This window comes from Planktosalinus sp. (assembly GCF_059864935.1).
This window is the reverse complement of record NZ_JCBCCK010000010.1, coordinates 1-18,062: the sequence shown is the minus strand read 5'-3', so window position 1 is coordinate 18,062 and position 18,062 is coordinate 1. Positions and strand designations below refer to the sequence as shown.

14 protein-coding genes and 1 pseudogene are annotated in these 18,062 nt (G+C 39.6%); 8 read left to right on the top strand and 7 right to left on the bottom strand.

The genetic code is table 11. The features are described from left to right. Positions 1 to 3,764, top strand: a 3,764-nt coding sequence (locus AC6F75_RS00370; protein WP_500712944.1) for a translocation/assembly module TamB domain-containing protein, incomplete at its 5' end; no start/stop codon positions are given. Further along, positions 3,757 to 6,036, top strand: coding sequence for a translocation and assembly module lipoprotein TamL (gene tamL / locus AC6F75_RS00365; RefSeq protein WP_500712943.1), 2,280 nt, complete (start codon positions 3,757 to 3,759; stop codon positions 6,034 to 6,036). The genes AC6F75_RS00370 and tamL, both read left to right, overlap by 8 nt. On the opposite strand, the gene AC6F75_RS00360 is transcribed toward tamL, so the two are convergent. Beyond that, the gene (locus AC6F75_RS00360) at positions 6,033 to 6,224 is read right to left on the bottom strand and encodes a Lacal_2735 family protein (protein WP_500712942.1); all 192 of its coding nucleotides are present in this window, start codon (positions 6,222 to 6,224) and stop codon (positions 6,033 to 6,035) included. The two genes, tamL and AC6F75_RS00360, sit on opposite strands and share 4 nt — an antisense overlap. A gap of 177 nt (positions 6,225 to 6,401) precedes the next feature. Between AC6F75_RS00360 and AC6F75_RS00355 the strand changes: the two genes are divergently transcribed. The 4 genes from AC6F75_RS00355 to AC6F75_RS00340 all read left to right on the top strand — a co-directional run bounded on the left by AC6F75_RS00355 (position 6,402) and on the right by AC6F75_RS00340 (position 10,446). Further along, positions 6,402 to 6,839, top strand: a complete 438-nt coding sequence (locus AC6F75_RS00355; RefSeq protein ID WP_500712941.1) for a DoxX family membrane protein — start codon at positions 6,402 to 6,404, stop codon at positions 6,837 to 6,839. A 237-nt stretch (positions 6,840 to 7,076) separates the two neighbouring features. Next, entirely contained in the window at positions 7,077 to 7,739 is a 663-nt protein-coding gene (locus AC6F75_RS00350) for a hypothetical protein (protein WP_500712940.1), read from the top strand. A 179-nt stretch (positions 7,740 to 7,918) separates the two neighbouring features. Beyond that, positions 7,919 to 10,045, top strand: coding sequence for an elongation factor G (locus tag AC6F75_RS00345; RefSeq protein ID WP_500712939.1), 2,127 nt, complete (start codon positions 7,919 to 7,921; stop codon positions 10,043 to 10,045). 17 nt (positions 10,046 to 10,062) lie between these two features. Continuing rightward, entirely contained in the window at positions 10,063 to 10,446 is a 384-nt protein-coding gene (locus tag AC6F75_RS00340; RefSeq protein WP_500712938.1) for a hypothetical protein, read from the top strand. A 369-nt stretch (positions 10,447 to 10,815) separates the two neighbouring features. Here AC6F75_RS00340 and AC6F75_RS00335 read toward each other — a convergent pair whose 3' ends face one another. The 6 genes from AC6F75_RS00335 to AC6F75_RS00310 form a co-directional block, all read right to left on the bottom strand. After that, the gene (locus tag AC6F75_RS00335; RefSeq protein WP_500712937.1) at positions 10,816 to 11,115 is read right to left on the bottom strand and encodes a helix-turn-helix domain-containing protein; all 300 of its coding nucleotides are present in this window, start codon (positions 11,113 to 11,115) and stop codon (positions 10,816 to 10,818) included. 4 nt (positions 11,116 to 11,119) lie between these two features. Further along, entirely contained in the window at positions 11,120 to 11,455 is a 336-nt protein-coding gene (locus AC6F75_RS00330; protein WP_500712936.1) for a type II toxin-antitoxin system RelE/ParE family toxin, read from the bottom strand. Positions 11,456 to 11,664: 209 nt separating this feature from the next. Then, positions 11,665 to 12,756 carry a hypothetical protein gene (locus tag AC6F75_RS00325; protein WP_500712935.1) on the bottom strand — a complete coding sequence of 364 codons (1,092 nt, stop codon included), beginning with the start codon at positions 12,754 to 12,756 and terminating at the stop codon, positions 11,665 to 11,667. Then, positions 12,753 to 13,196 (bottom strand): hypothetical protein, encoded by a 444-nt coding sequence (locus tag AC6F75_RS00320; protein WP_500712934.1) that lies wholly within the window; start codon positions 13,194 to 13,196, stop codon positions 12,753 to 12,755. The genes AC6F75_RS00325 and AC6F75_RS00320 overlap by 4 nt, the downstream gene beginning before the upstream one ends. Beyond that, positions 13,186 to 14,412: an FtsX-like permease family protein gene (locus AC6F75_RS00315; protein WP_500712933.1), complete on the bottom strand. Its 1,227-nt coding sequence runs from the start codon at positions 14,410 to 14,412 to the stop codon at positions 13,186 to 13,188. Before AC6F75_RS00315 ends, AC6F75_RS00320 begins: the two co-directional genes overlap by 11 nt. Then, positions 14,409 to 15,035 (bottom strand): ATP-binding cassette domain-containing protein, encoded by a 627-nt coding sequence (locus AC6F75_RS00310; protein ID WP_500712932.1) that lies wholly within the window; start codon positions 15,033 to 15,035, stop codon positions 14,409 to 14,411. Before AC6F75_RS00310 ends, AC6F75_RS00315 begins: the two co-directional genes overlap by 4 nt. A 224-nt stretch (positions 15,036 to 15,259) precedes the next feature. On the opposite strand from AC6F75_RS00310, the gene AC6F75_RS00305 reads away from it, so the two are divergent. Continuing rightward, a complete protein-coding gene (locus AC6F75_RS00305) occupies positions 15,260 to 17,680 on the top strand; it encodes a TonB-dependent receptor domain-containing protein (protein ID WP_500712931.1) in 2,421 nt (806 codons plus the stop codon). Positions 17,681 to 17,879: 199 nt separating this feature from the next. Then, positions 17,880 to 18,062: pseudogene (locus tag AC6F75_RS00300) on the top strand (hypothetical protein); the annotation flags it as partial.

Genomic DNA, 18,062 nt, shown 5'->3' with positions numbered 1-18,062 from the left:
ATGTCAACGAAAACTACCTGCAAGGCAACATCGCACTCACTTATATCTCAATCAACCAATTGTTCAACCAATTTGAAAACACAGGAATTCAACTCAACCTCCCTGCATTTGATATTGAAACAAAAGATGTCCTTCGGTTTGAACCGGAATTGAAATCCAATAAACACTTTATGGCTTTAAGCAAAAAGCCGCTTAGGGGAAACTTAGCTGTTTCAGGAACATTAAACAATCTTAACATTACCAATACTGATATTTACTGGGGACAAACCACTTCAATTAAATTAAATGGTAATGTCCAAAATGCTATGGAACCTGAGAATCTTCAGATGGATTTTCAAACGTTCAATTTAACATCGGTTCGAAAAGATGTGTTGGCTTTTGTGGACGAAGAAGAACTTGGAATTTCAATTCCTGAAACCATTTCGCTGAAAAGCAATTTCAAAGGCGCCCCCGATGATTTAACCGCTCAGGCCGTAATCAATATCCCGGAAGGTGACATTCAATTTAAAGGAAGTTATTTCAATAAAAACGAACTGGCCTTTCAAGCAGATGTGAGTGTCAGTGAACTTCAGTTGGGCAAACTACTGAAAAACGAACAATTGGGCAACCTGAATTTTACGCTTAACGCGAAAGGGAAGGGGAGCAGTATCAATACCCTTGACGCCGATATGGAAGCCCGGATCATCAGTTTTGAAATGAACGACTATGCCATCAAAGACCTTGTCATCGACGGTGAAATCGTTAATAGTGAGGGTATGGTTAAGTCAGCTTACAAGGATGAAAACCTGGATGTGATTTTTGAAACTTTTATGCAATTAGACTCCGTTGCACCGCGGTTTGTGGTTGACCTTGATTTAAAAGGTGCTGATTTGATAGGGTTGGGCCTTACCGAAAAAGACATTAGAGGTGCATTTGTCTTAAACGCCGATTTTAAAGGGAATACTGAAAACTTTACCCTGGTTTCTGAAATACAAAACGGACTGGCAGTTTATAACAAGCGGTCTTATTTGCTGGGTGACTTTAAAATAGCAGCGTTGGTTCAAAAAGACACCACTTCAGTGGATATCAAAAACAAAATGTTTAATCTGGAACTGCGCTCCAATGCAAGCCCTGAAGATTTTGCACTGGCTATAGAAAGACATATTAGAAGTTATTTTGCTGATGAAACTGATACAACTGTTTCTGACACAATTATCAATCCTGTAGCCCTAAGTATCAGGTCCAGCATCAATTTAGCACCTATAATCAGCGAAGTTTTTGTGCAAGAATTAAACCGTTTGGACACTATTTCAATTTCAGTTGATTTCAATGAAAAAGACCGCCACCTCTATGCCGGGGTTGAAATGCCACACATCAACTATGATGGAAGCATCATTGAAGATTTAGTTTTCAATCTAAATTCAAATTCTGAGCACTTTACATTTGATTTCGGTTTTGAAAACCTCACTACCGGGCCTGTATCTATTAGTGAATCAATCTTTGTAGGCAATTTTCACGAGAAAGACCTGCACCTGGATTTCAATTCCTATTTCGAAGATGAACAAATAGTTCAAATCAATTCAAAAATTTCAAGTGTCAATGACACGATTCGTATTCACATCAAACCCGAAAACTTTATCATCAATAAAAAAAACTGGAACATACCTGCGACCAATGAGATTGACTACGCAGAAAATCACCTTTCCGTCAACGAGTTTAGAATCAGCTATGAGTCACAACTTTTTGAAATACTGAGTGACAAACCTGAAATTGAAAAAGAACACCTTGCCGTACACTTTGAAAACTTCAGGTTATCAGACTTTTTAAATTACCTCAATCCGGAAGAAAATCTGGCAAGAGGAAGGCTCTACGGAAATTTGGTTGTTGAAGAGCCTTTTGGAAGTATGGGACTTGTGGCCGATTTGCAAATTGAGGAATTCAATATCATGGAAGTGCCTTTGGGCAATTTGAGCCTCGATGCACGGGAAGTCAATGAGGGAATTTATGATTTTAACCTCGCACTCAAAGGAGGCGATATCGACCTTGACCTCACCGGAGATTATCAAGCCGACGAGGAAGCGGCAAGACTCAATCTGGAATTAGAGTTAAACGAATTAAAAATGAGTGCTTTGGCAGGGTTTTCCCGTGGCGAACTCACTGACCCGGAAGGCTATATTTCCGGTAAAATAAAAGTAAACGGCACAACGTCTGACCCCCAATATAACGGAAATATCAATTTTATGGATGCCGGGCTTAGAGTTGCTAAGTTAAATGCGAAATTTTTAATGCAAAACGAAAACCTGACAGTAACCAATGAAGGGTTGAATCTAAACAATTTCAACATTACTGATGAAAATGGAAACAAATTTACGGTTAACGGAAAAGTGCTCACAGAAACGTTGACCAATCCTAAGTTTGACCTGCAGTTTGCTGCTAAAAACTTCAGGGCATTAAACTCCACCCGCGATGATAACGATTTGTTTTATGGTACTGCGGTATTTGATGTAGATGCAAAACTCACAGGCGACCTCAATCTGCCGCAACTGGACATAAAACTCATTGTTGGCCCGGAAACCAACATCACCTACATACTCACTGACTCTGAACTAGAAATGGAAGAGCGCGATGGTATGGTAATCTTTGTAAATCGTGAAGACCCGGACGACATTCTCACCCAGACACGTGATGATACTTTTATACTTACTGGATTTGCTGTCAATTCAGTCGTTACCATAAATGAAAACGCCATTTTTAATATAATCATCGATGAACGCACCGGTGATAATTTGCAACTGGGAGGGGAGGGCAATCTCAATTTCAATATCTATTCCAATGGACGCACAACGCTTTCCGGACGGTATGTTATGAGTAAAGGACATTTTGAAATGAATCTCTACAACCTGGTAAAAAGAAAGTTTGAAATTGATCCCGGAAGCAGCATCACTTGGGCAGGTGATCCGTTTGATGCCAATATGGACATCAGGGCCATTTACCGGGTCCAGGCTGCGGCATCTTCTTTAATGGCTTCGTCTACGGTGGGTGCAAGTGGCGAAGAAATGAACAGGTACAGGCAACAATTGCCGTTTTTGGTGTATATGAACATTGACGGTGAGCTTACAAAACCCATACTCACATTCAATCTCGATATGCCGGCAGATTCACGTGGTGCCATTGGCGGGCAGGTTTACAATAGAGTGCGCTCATTGAATCAACAGGAGGAAGAACTCAACAAACAAGTGTTTTCATTGTTGGTGCTCAACAGGTTTTTTCCACAGTCGGGTAGTGATGGCAGTGGCGGTGGAACCTTGTCGCTTGCGCGAAACAACCTCAATCAGGCACTTTCAGATCAACTCAATTTGTTTTCTAACCAATTGCTTGGGCGTACCGGCTTTGAACTGGATTTTGGATTGGACAGTTTTACAGACTATCAGGGTGAAGGTGCACAGGATAGAACACAACTGGACATTACCGCCAGAAAGCGATTGCTTAATGATAGGGTGATTGTGAGCGTGGGTAGTGAAGTGGATGTACAAGGGAGTAATCAGGACCCTAATGAAACCACGCCAGTAATAGGCAATGTGAGTGTGGAGTACCTAATTACAGAAAACGGAAGGTTTCGTTTAAAAGGCTTTCGTCGAAATCAATATGAAAACGTTATTGACGGCCAGCTCATCGTCAACGGTATTGCACTTATTTTTACAAGGGAGTTTAATCAGTACAAAGAACTTTTCGCCAGACAGGTTGAAGAAGAAGTGAATAATTCAGAAGCAGAAAACGATGAATAAAGTTGAATATAAATATTTAACCCTTGTTTTTGTAATCCTTTTAATCGGTTTACAATCGTGCAATGTCAAACGATTTATTCCTGAAGGCCAACTACTTTACACCGGCGCAAATATTGACTATGAAGGCGATACTAAAGTGAGTGGGTTTAGCAGGGTAGAAAGTGATGTGGAAGATGTGCTCAGGCCAGAACCCAATTCAAAAATACTGGGCTCACGACTGGGGCTTTTGGTGCATTATAAAAGTCAGCGTGAAAATCCCGGGTTTTTAAACAAATTTCTCAACAAGCGCATTGGCGAAGAACCCGTGTACCTTTCAGACATCAATGTGGAACAAACAGAAAAACTCATCTTGAACAGGCTGGAAAACCGGGGGTTTATTTACAGTGATGTCGCTTCAGAAATCACCGAAAATGAAAAGAAAAAAAGGGCGAAAATAAACTACCAAGTCACATTGACCGAACCCTATTTGATGGAGAATTATATCATTGACAGCGACACTTTAGCTGTTTATGATTCCATCAAAATCTCACTTGACAAAACAAATTTAAAAAAAGGTATGCGGTTTGATTTGAATGAGTTACGTTTTGAGCGTGAACGCATTGATTTAAGTTTAAAAAGCAAAGGTTATTACAATTTTAATGAAGGATTTCTCATTTTTGAAGCAGATACCAACCAGTATAAAAACCGCAGGTTTGATTTATTCCTGCGATTAAAACGTGAAGTTCCTGAAAAATCAATTATTCCCTATCAAATTGAAAGAGTGAATATTTATCCAAATTATCAAATGAGTGATGAATATTCCGAAGAAGATGTTATTCGTCTGGATGAAAAAAACTTTTATCAGAAAGAAGAATTCTTTAAAGAAAAAAGACTGCTTCCATACATTTTAATTGACGAGGGCGATTATTTCAACCCGGAAAATTCAAGAAATACAGCAAGGAGGCTGGCTTCCATTGGGGCATACAAATTTGTAAACATCCGCTACGATGAGTTGGATACCTTGGCAACAGATGAAAAAGGAAAACTGGAAGCCAATATCTTTTTGACCCCTATGGACAAACGCTCCATCAGGGCAGAATTGCAGGCAGTGACCAAATCAAACAACTTTTCCGGCCCCAGTTTGTCAACCACCTTAACCAACAGAAACCTGTTCAGGGGCGGTGAAATATTAAATCTCACGTTAAGGGGGGGGTATGAGTTTCAAATAGCCTCAGGCAGTCAGTCGGGTTTAAGCAGTACTTTGCTTGGTGCCGAAGCTGAATTGGTTTTCCCCCGGATACTTTTCCCCATTAAAATCAGTGATGACTGGTTTAAATACAACATTCCCAAAACAGTGGTCAGTGCCGGGGTTGATTATTTGAACAGAAGTAAACTGTACACTTTAAATACAGTTTCAGGACGTTTTGGTTATGTCTGGCATGCCAACAGGTTTATCACACACGAGTATTTTCCGGCAACCATCAATTATGTCAACCTTTCAAACACTACGCCGGAGTTTGAACAAATTCTTGAGGACAACCCGTTTTTAAGAAGTAGTTTTAATCAGCAGTTCATAGCCGGTATGACCTATTCATTCACTTATAATGGTCTTGTAGACGCATTAAAAACACATCAGATATTTGTAAACTCCACACTGGATATAGCCGGAAATAGTTTGTCTTTGGTCACAGGTAGCGATAATGGCCCCAAATCATTCCTGGGGCTGGAATATGCCCAATATGCCAAAGCCGATTTAGATTTGAGATACCATTTAAGAGTGGGTTCCGGACAGAAACTGGTCACCAGGGTCTATGGGGGAATTGGGCTCGCTTACGGAAATTCTGAAGTGATGCCTTTTACCAAACAGTTTTATTCAGGGGGTCCATACAGTGTTCGGGCATTTAGAATCCGATCCTTAGGTCCGGGAACTTATGCTCCTGAAAATGGAACTGTCAATTCGTTTTTTGAACAAACGGGAAACATCAGGCTGGAAGCCAATATGGAATACCGGTTCCCGATATATTCATTTTTAAAAGGAGCCGTTTTTGCCGATGCCGGGAATGTTTGGAACACAAAAAGCAATAACTCGTTACCGGGAGGTGAATTCAGTAATGATTTTCTTGAGGAACTCGGAATTGGAACAGGAGTAGGGGTGCGGGTGGATGTTCAGGGATTTGTGATCCGGTTTGACCTGGCTGCACCACTCAAGACACCATCATTGCCAAAAGGTGAACGCTGGAACTTTGATTATAAAAACCCCATATTGAACTTTGCAATAGGGTATCCGTTTTAGTTTGACATCAAAGTTGAACGCAGCAATCTCAGCTGGGTCAATACCTTTTCAGCTTCATAGTAAAAAACATCGCTCAAACTGTCATCAGACTGTCTGAGGTTGTAGGCACTTTCAATCAGTTGCTTGTATTTATTTTCAAGCCTTTTCAAATTTATTATGCCGGGGATAGTAGGTGCATTGGTTTCCATGACAGTATTTTTATTGAATACTCTTTAAATGTCGTAAAAAAAATTGATACAAAGCACTTAAAATTAAATAATTAACAATTTTTTATTCTTAAGAAGCATTCAGATTATAAAAGTGTTAAAAAAGGGCAGAGTTAAAAGCTTTTTAAATATTTTTAAGGATTGGAAAATTTTATAGCTGTGAGTTCAAAAAAATATTCAACCATTTTAAATTTACGAAACACTGATATTGGAATTTTATTATTAAGACTCGGAGTGGGCGGATTGATGCTCACTCACGGTATCCCAAAACTCTTCAGGCTCTTTGGCAGTGACCCCATTTCATTTGGAGATCCATTGGGAATAGGAGTAGAAGCCACTTTGACGCTTACTGTATTTGCTGAAGTAATTTGTTCTGTTTTGATTATAATTGGCCTGGCAACCAAATTGGCTGCAATCCCGCTGTTGATTGCCATGTTTATGGCGTTTTTTATCGTTCATGCTGATGATCCGTTTCAACGTAAAGAATTGGCCTTATTTTACCTGATAGTGTATGTGGTATTGCTTTTTACCGGAAGCGGTAAATACTCACTCGACCATTATTTTTTAAAACGTAAGCAAGAAAAAGAAAAGCATTAATTAAATTTAGTATCATATAGTGTTTATAAAGCATATAAAAGTCTAAATTAATTTTTTATCAGAGTTAATCAGCGGTAATCTGCGGGAGAAAAACGTCTCATATTTGCCCGCTGATTTCGCTGATTTTCGCAGAATATTTATTTATAATTAGTGCATAGATATATAAATCAAGTTTTTTGAAAAAATCACATTCAATAAGGTACAGTATTTGTTGTAACATCAAGAAATAAAATTAAAATGAAAACAGCGTTATATATCACATTTGCATTTCTGATTTCAATTCCTGCCTTTGCACAAATTGACAACAACACCGGTTTTGGCACACCCATTAACGCAGAGGAGAGCAACGACAGCTTCAACGAACCGTTAAGAACCAATGCACCGCGCAGCCTTTCAAACAACAACAGCTTTTTAAATACCAAAGAAGACAAACCCAAACCTCTATCCACTGAAGAAGAAAAGGAGTTCAATATGACCACAGACCATGGTTTAATGACACGTACGTTTGATTATAAGCCCAAATGGCTAAGCGAAACCAGTATTATTAAAAAGAAAGAATATGAAGAAGGCTTAAAGTTGGGGACTGTAAATACATCAAGTAAATATATTGAAGTATTGGTGCGTGACCATTTAAAAGTGGATGGCGACAGGGTTAGGGTTTATTTAAATGATGATGTTATTTCAAATAGTTTAGAATTAAGAGGGGACTTTCAAAAAATAATAATTGAATTAAGTGAAGGCCAAAATATTATTGAATTGCAAGCCCTAAATCAAGGAACCGCCGGCGCAAACACTGCTCATTTTAGGGTAATTGATGACAACAATACTTTATTAATGGAAAGCGAATGGTTTTTGATGACCGGAGATAAGGGTACTTTGGTCGTTATCAGGGGAGAGTAATCTCACTTCTCAAAAATCTTTTACCGTTCAGGTCATTTCCGGAAAAGGTATTAAAGAAAACGGATTCAATTTAAAAAAAAAATCTAAAACCTAACCATTGTCATATTTTTATAGAATAACAGGCAGTAACTTTAAAAAGTTTTTTTACCTTTATTACTCACCTCGCAAACTATTTAAATATGAAAGTATTTGACAACAAGCACATTAAAAATGTAGCCTTTGTCGGTGCGCATCACTCCGGCAAAACAACACTGGCGGAAACCATGTTGTTTGAGGCCGGGTTAATCAACCGAAGAGGCAGCACAGAGCAACAAAATACCGTTTCAGATTATCACGAACTAGAGCACCGTCGAGGTGCTTCTGTTTTTGCTACCCCTTTGCACACCGAATGGCGCAACTTCAAAATCAACATCATTGACACACCCGGTATGGACGATTTTATCGGGGAAATTATTTCTTCCATTCGGGTAGCTGATACGTTGGCCATGGTCATCAACGCAAAACACGGTGTGGATGTGGGTGCCGAAATTATCTGGAACTATGCTGACCGTTATAACAAACCCACCTTGTTTGTTATCAATAAAATTGACCATGAAAAAGCCAATTTTGAAATGGCATTCAGAAGTTTGCACGAACTTGTTGGCAACAGTGCAGTGATGATTCAATATCCTCTTATGATTGATGGCACCCAATGCATCATTGACGTGCTTAAAATGAAATGCTACAAATTTGGCACGGAAGGCGGAAAACCCGAAAAATTACCCATACCCGACAGCGAAAAAGAAAAAGCCGACAATCTTCACAATATATTGGTCGAGAAAGCCGCCGAAAATGACGAAGAACTCATGGAACTGTATTTTGATAAAGGCCATTTAAACGAACCCGAATTACTTAAAGGAATCAAGCTGGGTATGCTCAACCACGATTTGTTCCCGGTATTTTGTGTTTCGGCCTTAAATGATATGGGAACAGGGCGTTTAATGGGATTCATTGATCACGTCGTACCCTCGGCAAGTGATTTAAAACCGGAGCCCACATTGGATGGGGTAGAGGTAACGGCCAATCCGGACGGCGAAACTTCATTATTTGTTTTTAAGTCTATATATCAGCCCAATCTGGGTGTGTTGTCTTTTTTTAAAGTGATGTCAGGCGAAGTTAAGGTAAATGACAAATTGTACAATACCCGAACAGGTGAGCAAGAAATCATCAACCAGTTGTATATCATGGATGGCAAGGTAAAGCACGCTGTTCAAAAATTAACCGCAGGTGATATGGGTGCAACCACCAAATTAAAATCAACCGAAACCAACGATACCCTGGGTGCAAAAGCAAACAGCCCAACGATAAAACCGATGCGATTCCCTCAATCGCGCCTTGAAAAAGCGGTTTTTGCTTCAAGTTCCACTGAGGAAGAAAAACTCAACGAGGCACTCAAGCGCATTCGGTATCAGGACTCAACACTTGTTTTAAATTACAACAACGAAACCCATCAAACCGTGATTGGTTGTCAGGGCGAATTGCACTTGGCAGCGATAGAGTGGATGCTGGAGAACATTTACAATGTGAAACCGCGATTTGAACCGCCAAAAGTTTCCTACCGGGAAACCATACAACGCAGTGCAACGGCCAATTACAGGCATAAAAAACAATCAGGCGGCTCGGGGCAATTTGGTGAGGTGCATTTAAAAATTGAACCCTGGTATGAAGGCATGGAAGAGCCCGATGGATTCAATATTAGGGGCAAAGAGATTGTGGAATTGCCCTGGGGCGGAAAATTAGTCTTCTACAACTGTATCGTTGGTGGCGTTATTGACACGCGCTATTTACCATCAGTGATGAAAGGCATACTGGATGTTATGGAAAACGGCCCATTGACCAAATCGTATGCAAGGGATGTAAGGGTGATGGTTTATGACGGAAAAATGCACGCGGTGGACAGCAATGATATTTCGTTTAAACTGGCCGGAGCTTACGCTTTTAAAGAAGCCTTTTTAAATGCCAGCCCGAAGTTGATGGAACCTGTAAACGATATCACAGTCAAAATACCTGAAAGCATGACCGGCAGCGTTATGACCGAATTACAAACCAAACGTGCTGTTATTCAAGGTGTTAATACCGAAGGAAACTATCAGGTCATCAAAGGTCAAATCCCTAAGGCCGAGCTGGACAACTTTTCAACCCAATTGAGGAGTATCACCCAAGGGCGGGGGACTTTTTCAACCTCTTTAAAAGGGTATGAGCCGGTACCGGCAAATGTGCAACAGCAATTGATCAACGAGTTTAAAACCGAAACAATAGACGTATAATCAAAAAATCAGAACATATGGAGACCAAAGCAATGAATTCAAGCGAGCTAAAGTTTAATATCGATACCTGGAAACGCGAACTTCGGTTTCACTTTGATGAAATGGACACCTTTCAGGAAAAACTGGACGAAATCACCGCCCGGCAGGATCTGGGTATAGTAGCTTTAAAAAAGTTGGATACTTTACAAAACAGGATTTTAATTGAAAAAGAATCCATTTCAAAATTAAAACACCGTTGCAGGAATGTTTTGACGAATTTCAACCGTGCGACAAATGAAAACAGCCTGAACGGTTCATTATTCAATGACCGCAGTGAACTGCGTGATGATATGCGCAATTACATTCAACTGCACTACAAATTAAAAGAAGGGATAATCGATTTTGTATTGGAGAATTCTTAATGCTTGAATTCAATCAATTGCAAAAAGACCATCCGGATAGGTGGTCTTTTTGTTTTTATGGATTGGGTGCAGGGGCATAAGGAAGTGGGCCATGGTTAAATCCATTATTTCTATTTTACATAATATAAATTATAGGTCAAATATCTTATTCTTTAATTTATTCAAATATAAGTGAATTTATTAAGGATTGTAGTTACAATTACAGATGCCACTTTTAAATTAAGACAAATACTTGTTGTATTCAATAAAATAAAGGAACAGCATCAGGAGATGCTGATGACGTTTTGGAAAATCAATGACAATTGTGAAGGCCTAAAGTCAGTCCCGAAAGTTTTCGGGATTGCGCAACGGGTAGTCGTTTTTTTTTGGTTATAGAAAGGTAAGTCCGATTTTTCTGTTCAGTCCTTGCTCAAAAATCCTGATTAATGTTGAGAGTTGAATATTACCTTTTGCATTTTCGATTTTCGAAATATAACTTTTTTTGGTTCCTGACTTATCTGCCAATTGTTCTTGTGTCATATTTGCTTCTTTTCGAGCCGATTTAAGCATTTCACTAATGATAAACATTTGAGCACCTTCTTCGTATTTGTTACGACTTTCAGTTCCAATTTTACCGTGCTCAAGTTCGATTAACTCGTCAAATGACTGTATGTTTTTATAATCTTTCATTTTCTTATTTTTTATTGCTAAAATACCGATTCATTAATTGTACCGCTTTGTCAATTTCATTTTGCGGTGTTTTCTGTGTCTTTTTTTGAAATCCGTTAAAAAGTACAACAAGTTGTCCTTCATCAAAGCAGCAAAAAATCCTGTAGATGTTCGATTGATACTCAACACGAATTTCATAAAGTCCGTCAGTTCCGGTGATATGGTCTAAAAACTTTTTAGGAACCCGGTCTACTTGTTTAATCAGTTCGAAAACATATTGTATTTTACCTTTGACTTTTTGATCTTGCTTTTGGTAAAACTCAATAAAGTGGTTCTCGTAGAAGATAATCTTTCTGCTCACTTAGCAAAGTTATCTCAAAAGATAACATTTTCCAAATTTTTGTTGGATGATTTTGTTTATTCTAAATGCACCACAACTTGTTTATATACGGAACTTATATCAGCCTTACCTGCTGTCACTATCAAATATAAATGAATTTGTTAATAATTGTAGTTGCAATTACAGATACCCCTGACGAAATACTGTTCAAACTATGTCCTCAAAAAACACTAATAATACTCAATTTCCCGGCTTATGGTTCCAAGCTCAAAGACCCCTCCATCAAACTTGTCTTTTACTACCGTGGTTTTGGTAATCCAGTTATTGTTAGTGTCAAAAGTATATTCATAGGTAGTTTCAGATAATTTTCTGGTGTTCAGGTAGGAAGTTCGTTTAATTAAATGGTCTTTTTCGTCATAGACTAATGTATGCGTTTGAAAAAGCGCCCCTTGCCTGTACTGGTGTTCTTCAATTAGCCTGTTATAATCATCATAGTGGTATGTGGTTTCCCTAAAGGGTTTTCCTGACCTGGTATGGGTTTCAGCAGTGAGTTGCCTGTGTTTATTGTATTGAAATGTAATTGTATCATTTATTGTTGCCGTTTGTCTTTTTTCAAGGTTTCCGGTATCGTCATAATAATAGAACTCATGAAATGTATTGTAAAACAACAGGTTTTCCTGTGGTATTTCTTCCCGCAGCCTTGTTTTTTCCTTATACTTGTCATTTTTAATCTCAAACAAATGGGTAGATGCCGGCGATTTACTGACACCTGCATTGGTTTTTTGGTACTGTTCTTCTTTGATCAGCCGTTCTTTTGAATCGTAATAATACTTTCTAAGATTTAACTCGTCTTCAGTTGTTATAAGATTTCCGAGTCTGTCATAAGTATTAACCAACTTAACAGTAACAGAATCTGCCAAAACATGGTTTTCTAACAATCGCTTTTCTCTCCTTTTATAAATAACTGTCCTTTCCAAATCTTTTTTTCCGTGAAAAAAAAATGCACGGGAATGATAATTTGAATTTGTAAGTAAGTAGCCTTCAGGTGTAAATGAAATATCAAAATCCAGACTTTTTTTGGTGGCTAAAGGATTTTGTGTTGCCTTGTATTGCACCACATTTTTTACATTTCCCCGTAAATCAAAATCACTTACACGATTGAGCCCTTTGGCGGTAAAGTAGTCATACTGTGGGTAATTAAAAGGGTTTTCTGCTTTGTTCAAATATTCATAACCCCCGCCACAAGCGGTAATCATTGTAAATAAAGCGGCAAGTAATATTAATTGTGCGGCAAAAAGGGAGTGCTTTTTTATTGATTTCATTTGGCAACTTCAGTATTTCTAAGGATGTAATTGCAGTGGTTGATGTCATTTTTATTTAAACTTAAAGTGCCCACTACGGTTACAACCTGGTCTGTTTTAAAATTCTGCGATTTATTGAAATGAAGTTCGATAATGGTTTCAGGTCCTGCTAACCCGCAAAAAAAACAGGTTGCAAACGGCTCTCTTGAAAGGATGAATATTTTCCGGTCTTTATCATCTACCAAATCCAATATATACCCTTTAATTTCAATTTTTTTTCCTTCCAATGCCTTCACCGATTCGCCAAAATCAGGGATTAAAACAGAGTCGCCTATCTGATCAAGATACTCCATATTAAAATTTACATCAGCAAGTTCAGACCAGGTCACCCACTGTTGTTGAGAATAAGTATGAACACTTATTAGCAAGGTAATAAGCAGAATAAAGGGTTTATTTTTCATTGGTCAATATTTTAGAAACATTTAATTTAAAGAGCGGGATAACCGCAAATGCTGCGGCTATAATCAATAACGCTAAAATGGCCAGCAAGATATAAATTTCAGACAAGTTAAAAAACTGCCCGCTCAGAGTGTATTTAAACTCGGTATCCAGATAATTGTAAAGAACAAAAACCCCCAGTCTGCTCATAAGAATCCCCAGTATAAATCCAAGTACACCAATAATAAGCCCTTCAATAAAAACAACTGTTATTATTTGTGATCGGCTTGCGCCATAAACGCGCATCAAGGCAAGTTCATAACGCCTGTCCCTCACGATTCTGTATAAACTAATAAAAATACTGAACACAGAGATGATTAAGATAACAAAGGCAATCACACTGATAATCTTTACACCAATACCGGTAAAATTATACAAACGTTCCATTTCATAACGTGTCAATGCCGCCTGCATATTGGTATCAGAATTGATAGTACGGGGAAGTTGCATAAAACCCATCGGACTTCTGAATTTTACCAACAAAGCCGTAATTTCCCTGTTATCATCTTCCTGCTCAAAAAGCTGTTCATGGGTTGCTTCCTCAAGGTCGTGTTGATGGTGGTCATCGTGAATTTTCCAGACCGTTTCCAAAGGGGTAACTATCAAATTGTCCAAAACTGAATTTGTTGCCTCAAAGATGCCCACTACTTTTAGCTTGTGGTCATCGTGTTTTTCAATGCCGTCTTCTATCAGTCCGTGTGAACCGGTTATTTCATCATTTATTTGCAAACCGGTATTGGTAGCTACATTGGCCCCTAAAACCACTTCCAGTATATGTTTAAAGTGTTTCCCTTCATTGACGGTTGCCCCATACAGATTTATAAACTCCGGAATTGTACCAACTATGCGGTAGCCTTTATAATTATCACCGTATGAAATGGGAATGGCCCTCTCCACAAGCGGATGTTTGCCTATTTTTTGAGCCTCTGCATAGTTGATGTTCCCGGTAGGGTTGTCAATATGCAACACCGAAGAGAGAATCAGTTGCAACGCACTCCCCTTTGCCCCTACTACCATATCGATTCCTCCGGTGTTCTTTTGGGTCCTTTCGGCGAAATTTTCTTGTATATGCAGTGACATGGAAATTAGCCCGGCACTCAATGCTAATAAAACCAAACTCAAAAAAGCATTGAGCGGTTTTGAGAGGATGTTTTTATAACTTAACTTAAACAGGTTCATAAGGTTAAAATTTTATCAAACATTGCATTGATGCGCTTGTCATGGGTAATTAGGACCAGATTGGCATTTTCTGCAGCAGCTGCTTCCTTGAGCAAAGAGATTACTTTTTCGCCATTGTCATCGTCCAGATGGGAAGTGGGCTCATCAGCAAGTATAACAGAAGGTTTGTTGATCATCGCTACAGCAATGGAGAGGCGTTGTTTCTGGCCTTCACTAAGCTGAAGCACGTTTTTGTTTTTGAGGTGATGCATTTCCAGCCGTTCCAAGATCTCGTCTATACGTTCTATGGAGGCAGACGATTTTGAAAAAAACAATTTGGCCTCTATATTTTCCAGCACACTTAGGGATTGTATAAAACTTGGTTTTTGAAAAACAATACCAATATGCTTGCCGCGGAAAAGGTCTTTTTCCTTTTCATTCATTGTTGCTGTATTTGTGTTGTTAATGGTCACACTCCCCCCATTTACCGAAAGCAGCAGGCCCAGTATGTGCAACAAAGTGGTTTTTCCTATTCCTGAAGGTCCGCTGATCAACAGGTCTTCAGAACTGCTGAGTGTGATGTCGGGAAACCGGAAATCCGGTCCGTCCTTATATTTAAAATAGATGCCTTTGGTTTCTATCATTCCGTATGGGTTTATTCAGTTGTAAAATTGACAAATTACCTGTTTGAAAATTTTTGCATAATAATAATCAATTTTAATACTCTAATCCACATTTTTAAATTAAATATATCGGAAAAAGCATCTTCTTTAAGACATCTGCCATATCAATCAGGAATAAATCAACCTCTAAAGGCTTCGTTAAAACACTTGTTAATAAATCTTGCAAACAGTATTTTAGCAAGCCTATGCAAAAATATAAACTTCCCTATTATTTTACTTTACTCATTATCCTGTTCGGCTTTACACTTTCAGCCCAGCAATTTCCCGTTACCGGGAAAATCATCGATGGCGAAGTTGGGTTTCCACTCGAATTTTCAACGGTTTCCCAACTTCATGTTGCTGACAGCACCCTAATCAACGGTGTCGCTGCCGATCTTAACGGTGAATTTGAACTAATTGCCAGCCCGGGCACTTACCTTTTTCGTTTTGATTATTTGGGATATACAACGGTATATCGGGAAGTCACCATAGCTGATGCTCCTGTAAATTTAAGAAACATCCGTATGGATACAGGCGGTCAACAATTGGATGAAGTGACTATAGTCACTGCCGCGCGCCTCTTTCAAACCGACATCGATAAACGGACTTATAATGTAGAAAACAACGTGCTCACACAAGGTGCAAGCGCTTCAGAATTGCTCAACACCCTCCCTTCCATTCAGATTGATGAAGAAGGCGGCATCACTATGCGGGGGAGCGGTAACGTGTTGATTTACATCAACGGCCGGCCCACAAATATGACCAGTGAGGAAATGGAAAACATTCTTGCGCAGTTTCCTGCAAACAGCATCAAGGAAGTGGAACTCATCACTAATCCTTCCTCCCGCTATGACGCACATGGCGTGGGCGGGATTATCAACTTAATCCTAAAGAAAGACCAACGTATGGGCTTTAACGGCTCCATAAACGCCTCTGTGGGAACACGTGATAAATACCAGGGTGGGATTAACCTCAATTATGCTACCGGAAATGTCAACTTTTACGGGTCATACAACTATCAGTTTCGCAGTTTGTTTGAAGAAAGCGAAAGTATAAGGCGCACCACAGACCCAACTGTATCACCCCTACTCGACCAGGATTTCAATACTCAAAACGAAAACCAGTCCCATTTGATTCGCGCAGGAATGGATTATGACATCACTGAAAACATCACCTGGGGAGTCTACGGTCAGTTAAACCGCTCCTCCCGTGATCGTTTGCGTATATACAACCAAAGGCATTTAAACCAAAACTCCCAGCTTGACAGCCTGTTTATCAGGACCCTTACTGAAGACCAGTTTTCACGGAATATTGAAGTGGGAACAACTTTGGACATCAAGCTGGACACTTTGGGACAAAGGCTCTATGTTTCGGTAAGTTATGCAAACAATACCCAGGAACGCACCGAGTTTTTTGATCAGCGTTTTTTTGATTCCTCAGGAACTGAAGTACCCGAGAAATTTCAGGATCAAATTTATGGTCGCCCGCAGGATACCAATTTGTGGATTGCCCAACTTGATTACATCAAGCCACTCAACAAAAATGCCCAGATGGAAGCCGGTTTAAAAAGTACCCTCTCTTATTACCAACCTGCCCAAACCTTTGAGCAACTGGATTTAAGCACCGGAATGTATGTGCAGAACGACACCATTGCCAACCGCTTTCCGTTTGACGAAGAGGTGCATGCCGCTTATGCCATTTACAGAAACACCCTGGGAAAAGTGGGCTTTCAATTGGGCGCAAGAGCTGAATGGACCAACACCGAAGGGTTTGATGAAAACTCACAGACCACCTATAAAAACAACTATTTTGATCTGTTTCCCAGTGCATATTTGACTTATGCTTTAAGCGAAAACGATGAATTTACTGTCAATTACAGCCGGCGAATTAATCGCCCCAGCTGGGGGCAACAAGCACCTTTCTATAATGCACAGGATTTACTGAACACCCGCCTTGGAAACCCCTTTTTACAACCTGCATATACTGACAGTTATGAACTGGGCTACAATCGTGACTGGGAAAAAGTGCTCCTTAGCGGAACGCTTTATCACCGCCGTACTAATGATGCGATGACACGGATTATCGGTTTCCTGCCCAACAATGCAGCTGTTCAGCTCTGGGACAACGCCAATTACAGACGGGATACCGGCTTTGAGCTCATCAATCAGTTTCGGTTTTTGTCAACGCTGGACGCTACCCTTACGGGGAATTTATTCTACTCTGAAATCAATGGAAGAAACATCCGTGAGAATTATTTCAATTCAAATTTTAGCTGGACGCTCAATTTACTGACCAACTGGGTATTGCCGGACATTGCCACTATTCAACTCATGGCAGATTACCGCGGCCCGATTGCGCTTCCGCAAGGAAAAATTGACCCAATGTATGGTGTGAATATCGGTGCCCGCAGAGACCTGTTTAACCGCAGGGCAACCGTGAGTGTAAACGTAAGCGACGTCTTCAATACTAGAAGATTCAAAATTCAAACCGATGACGCCGTGTTTTCACAAACCAGAAGGTTTAACCGCGAGAGCCGCATAGCCACTGTGGCATTTACCTGGCACTTTGGTGGATTCAGGGAACAGGAACGCGTGCAACGGGAAACTTATAGCGATGACCCGTTTTAAATTACTACCGTTAGCTTAAAACATTTAGATACAAAGTATTTTGATAATCTTTGTGTAACTTAGTGCCTTAGTGACCCTGCCTGCCGAAGCTTTAGCGAAGGCTGGATAGCTTCATTTTTTCTACTAACATTTCTGGCAGCTATCGGAAACATGGTCGCTAAGAACTCACGTTAAGTAACATAAATACATTCCGCATTTAATGAAAACCTCCACTGTAAGCCAACTAAAAAAAGAACTGTACTATCGCTCTAAAGAAGAAATGTTAGAGCTATGCCTGCGCTTGTCCAAATTCAAAAAAGAAAACAAAGAGTTCCTCACCTACCTGCTGTTTGAGGCACAGGATGAAAGCGGGTATATTGAAAGCGTAAAGCGTGAAGTGGAT

Coding starts and splice junctions, on each gene's coding strand:
- AC6F75_RS00340 (WP_500712938.1), top strand. CDS start 10,063: ATGGAGACCAAAGCAATGAATTCAAGCGAGCTAAAGTTTAATATCGAT.
- AC6F75_RS00305 (WP_500712931.1), top strand. CDS start 15,260: ATGCAAAAATATAAACTTCCCTATTATTTTACTTTACTCATTATCCTG.
- AC6F75_RS00345 (WP_500712939.1), top strand. CDS start 7,919: ATGAAAGTATTTGACAACAAGCACATTAAAAATGTAGCCTTTGTCGGT.
- AC6F75_RS00350 (WP_500712940.1), top strand. CDS start 7,077: ATGAAAACAGCGTTATATATCACATTTGCATTTCTGATTTCAATTCCT.
- AC6F75_RS00320 (WP_500712934.1), bottom strand. CDS start 13,196: ATGAAAAATAAACCCTTTATTCTGCTTATTACCTTGCTAATAAGTGTT.
- tamL (WP_500712943.1), top strand. CDS start 3,757: ATGAATAAAGTTGAATATAAATATTTAACCCTTGTTTTTGTAATCCTT.
- AC6F75_RS00335 (WP_500712937.1), bottom strand. CDS start 11,115: ATGAAAGATTATAAAAACATACAGTCATTTGACGAGTTAATCGAACTT.
- AC6F75_RS00315 (WP_500712933.1), bottom strand. CDS start 14,412: ATGAACCTGTTTAAGTTAAGTTATAAAAACATCCTCTCAAAACCGCTC.
- AC6F75_RS00325 (WP_500712935.1), bottom strand. CDS start 12,756: ATGAAATCAATAAAAAAGCACTCCCTTTTTGCCGCACAATTAATATTA.
- AC6F75_RS00310 (WP_500712932.1), bottom strand. CDS start 15,035: ATGATAGAAACCAAAGGCATCTATTTTAAATATAAGGACGGACCGGAT.
- AC6F75_RS00360 (WP_500712942.1), bottom strand. CDS start 6,224: ATGGAAACCAATGCACCTACTATCCCCGGCATAATAAATTTGAAAAGG.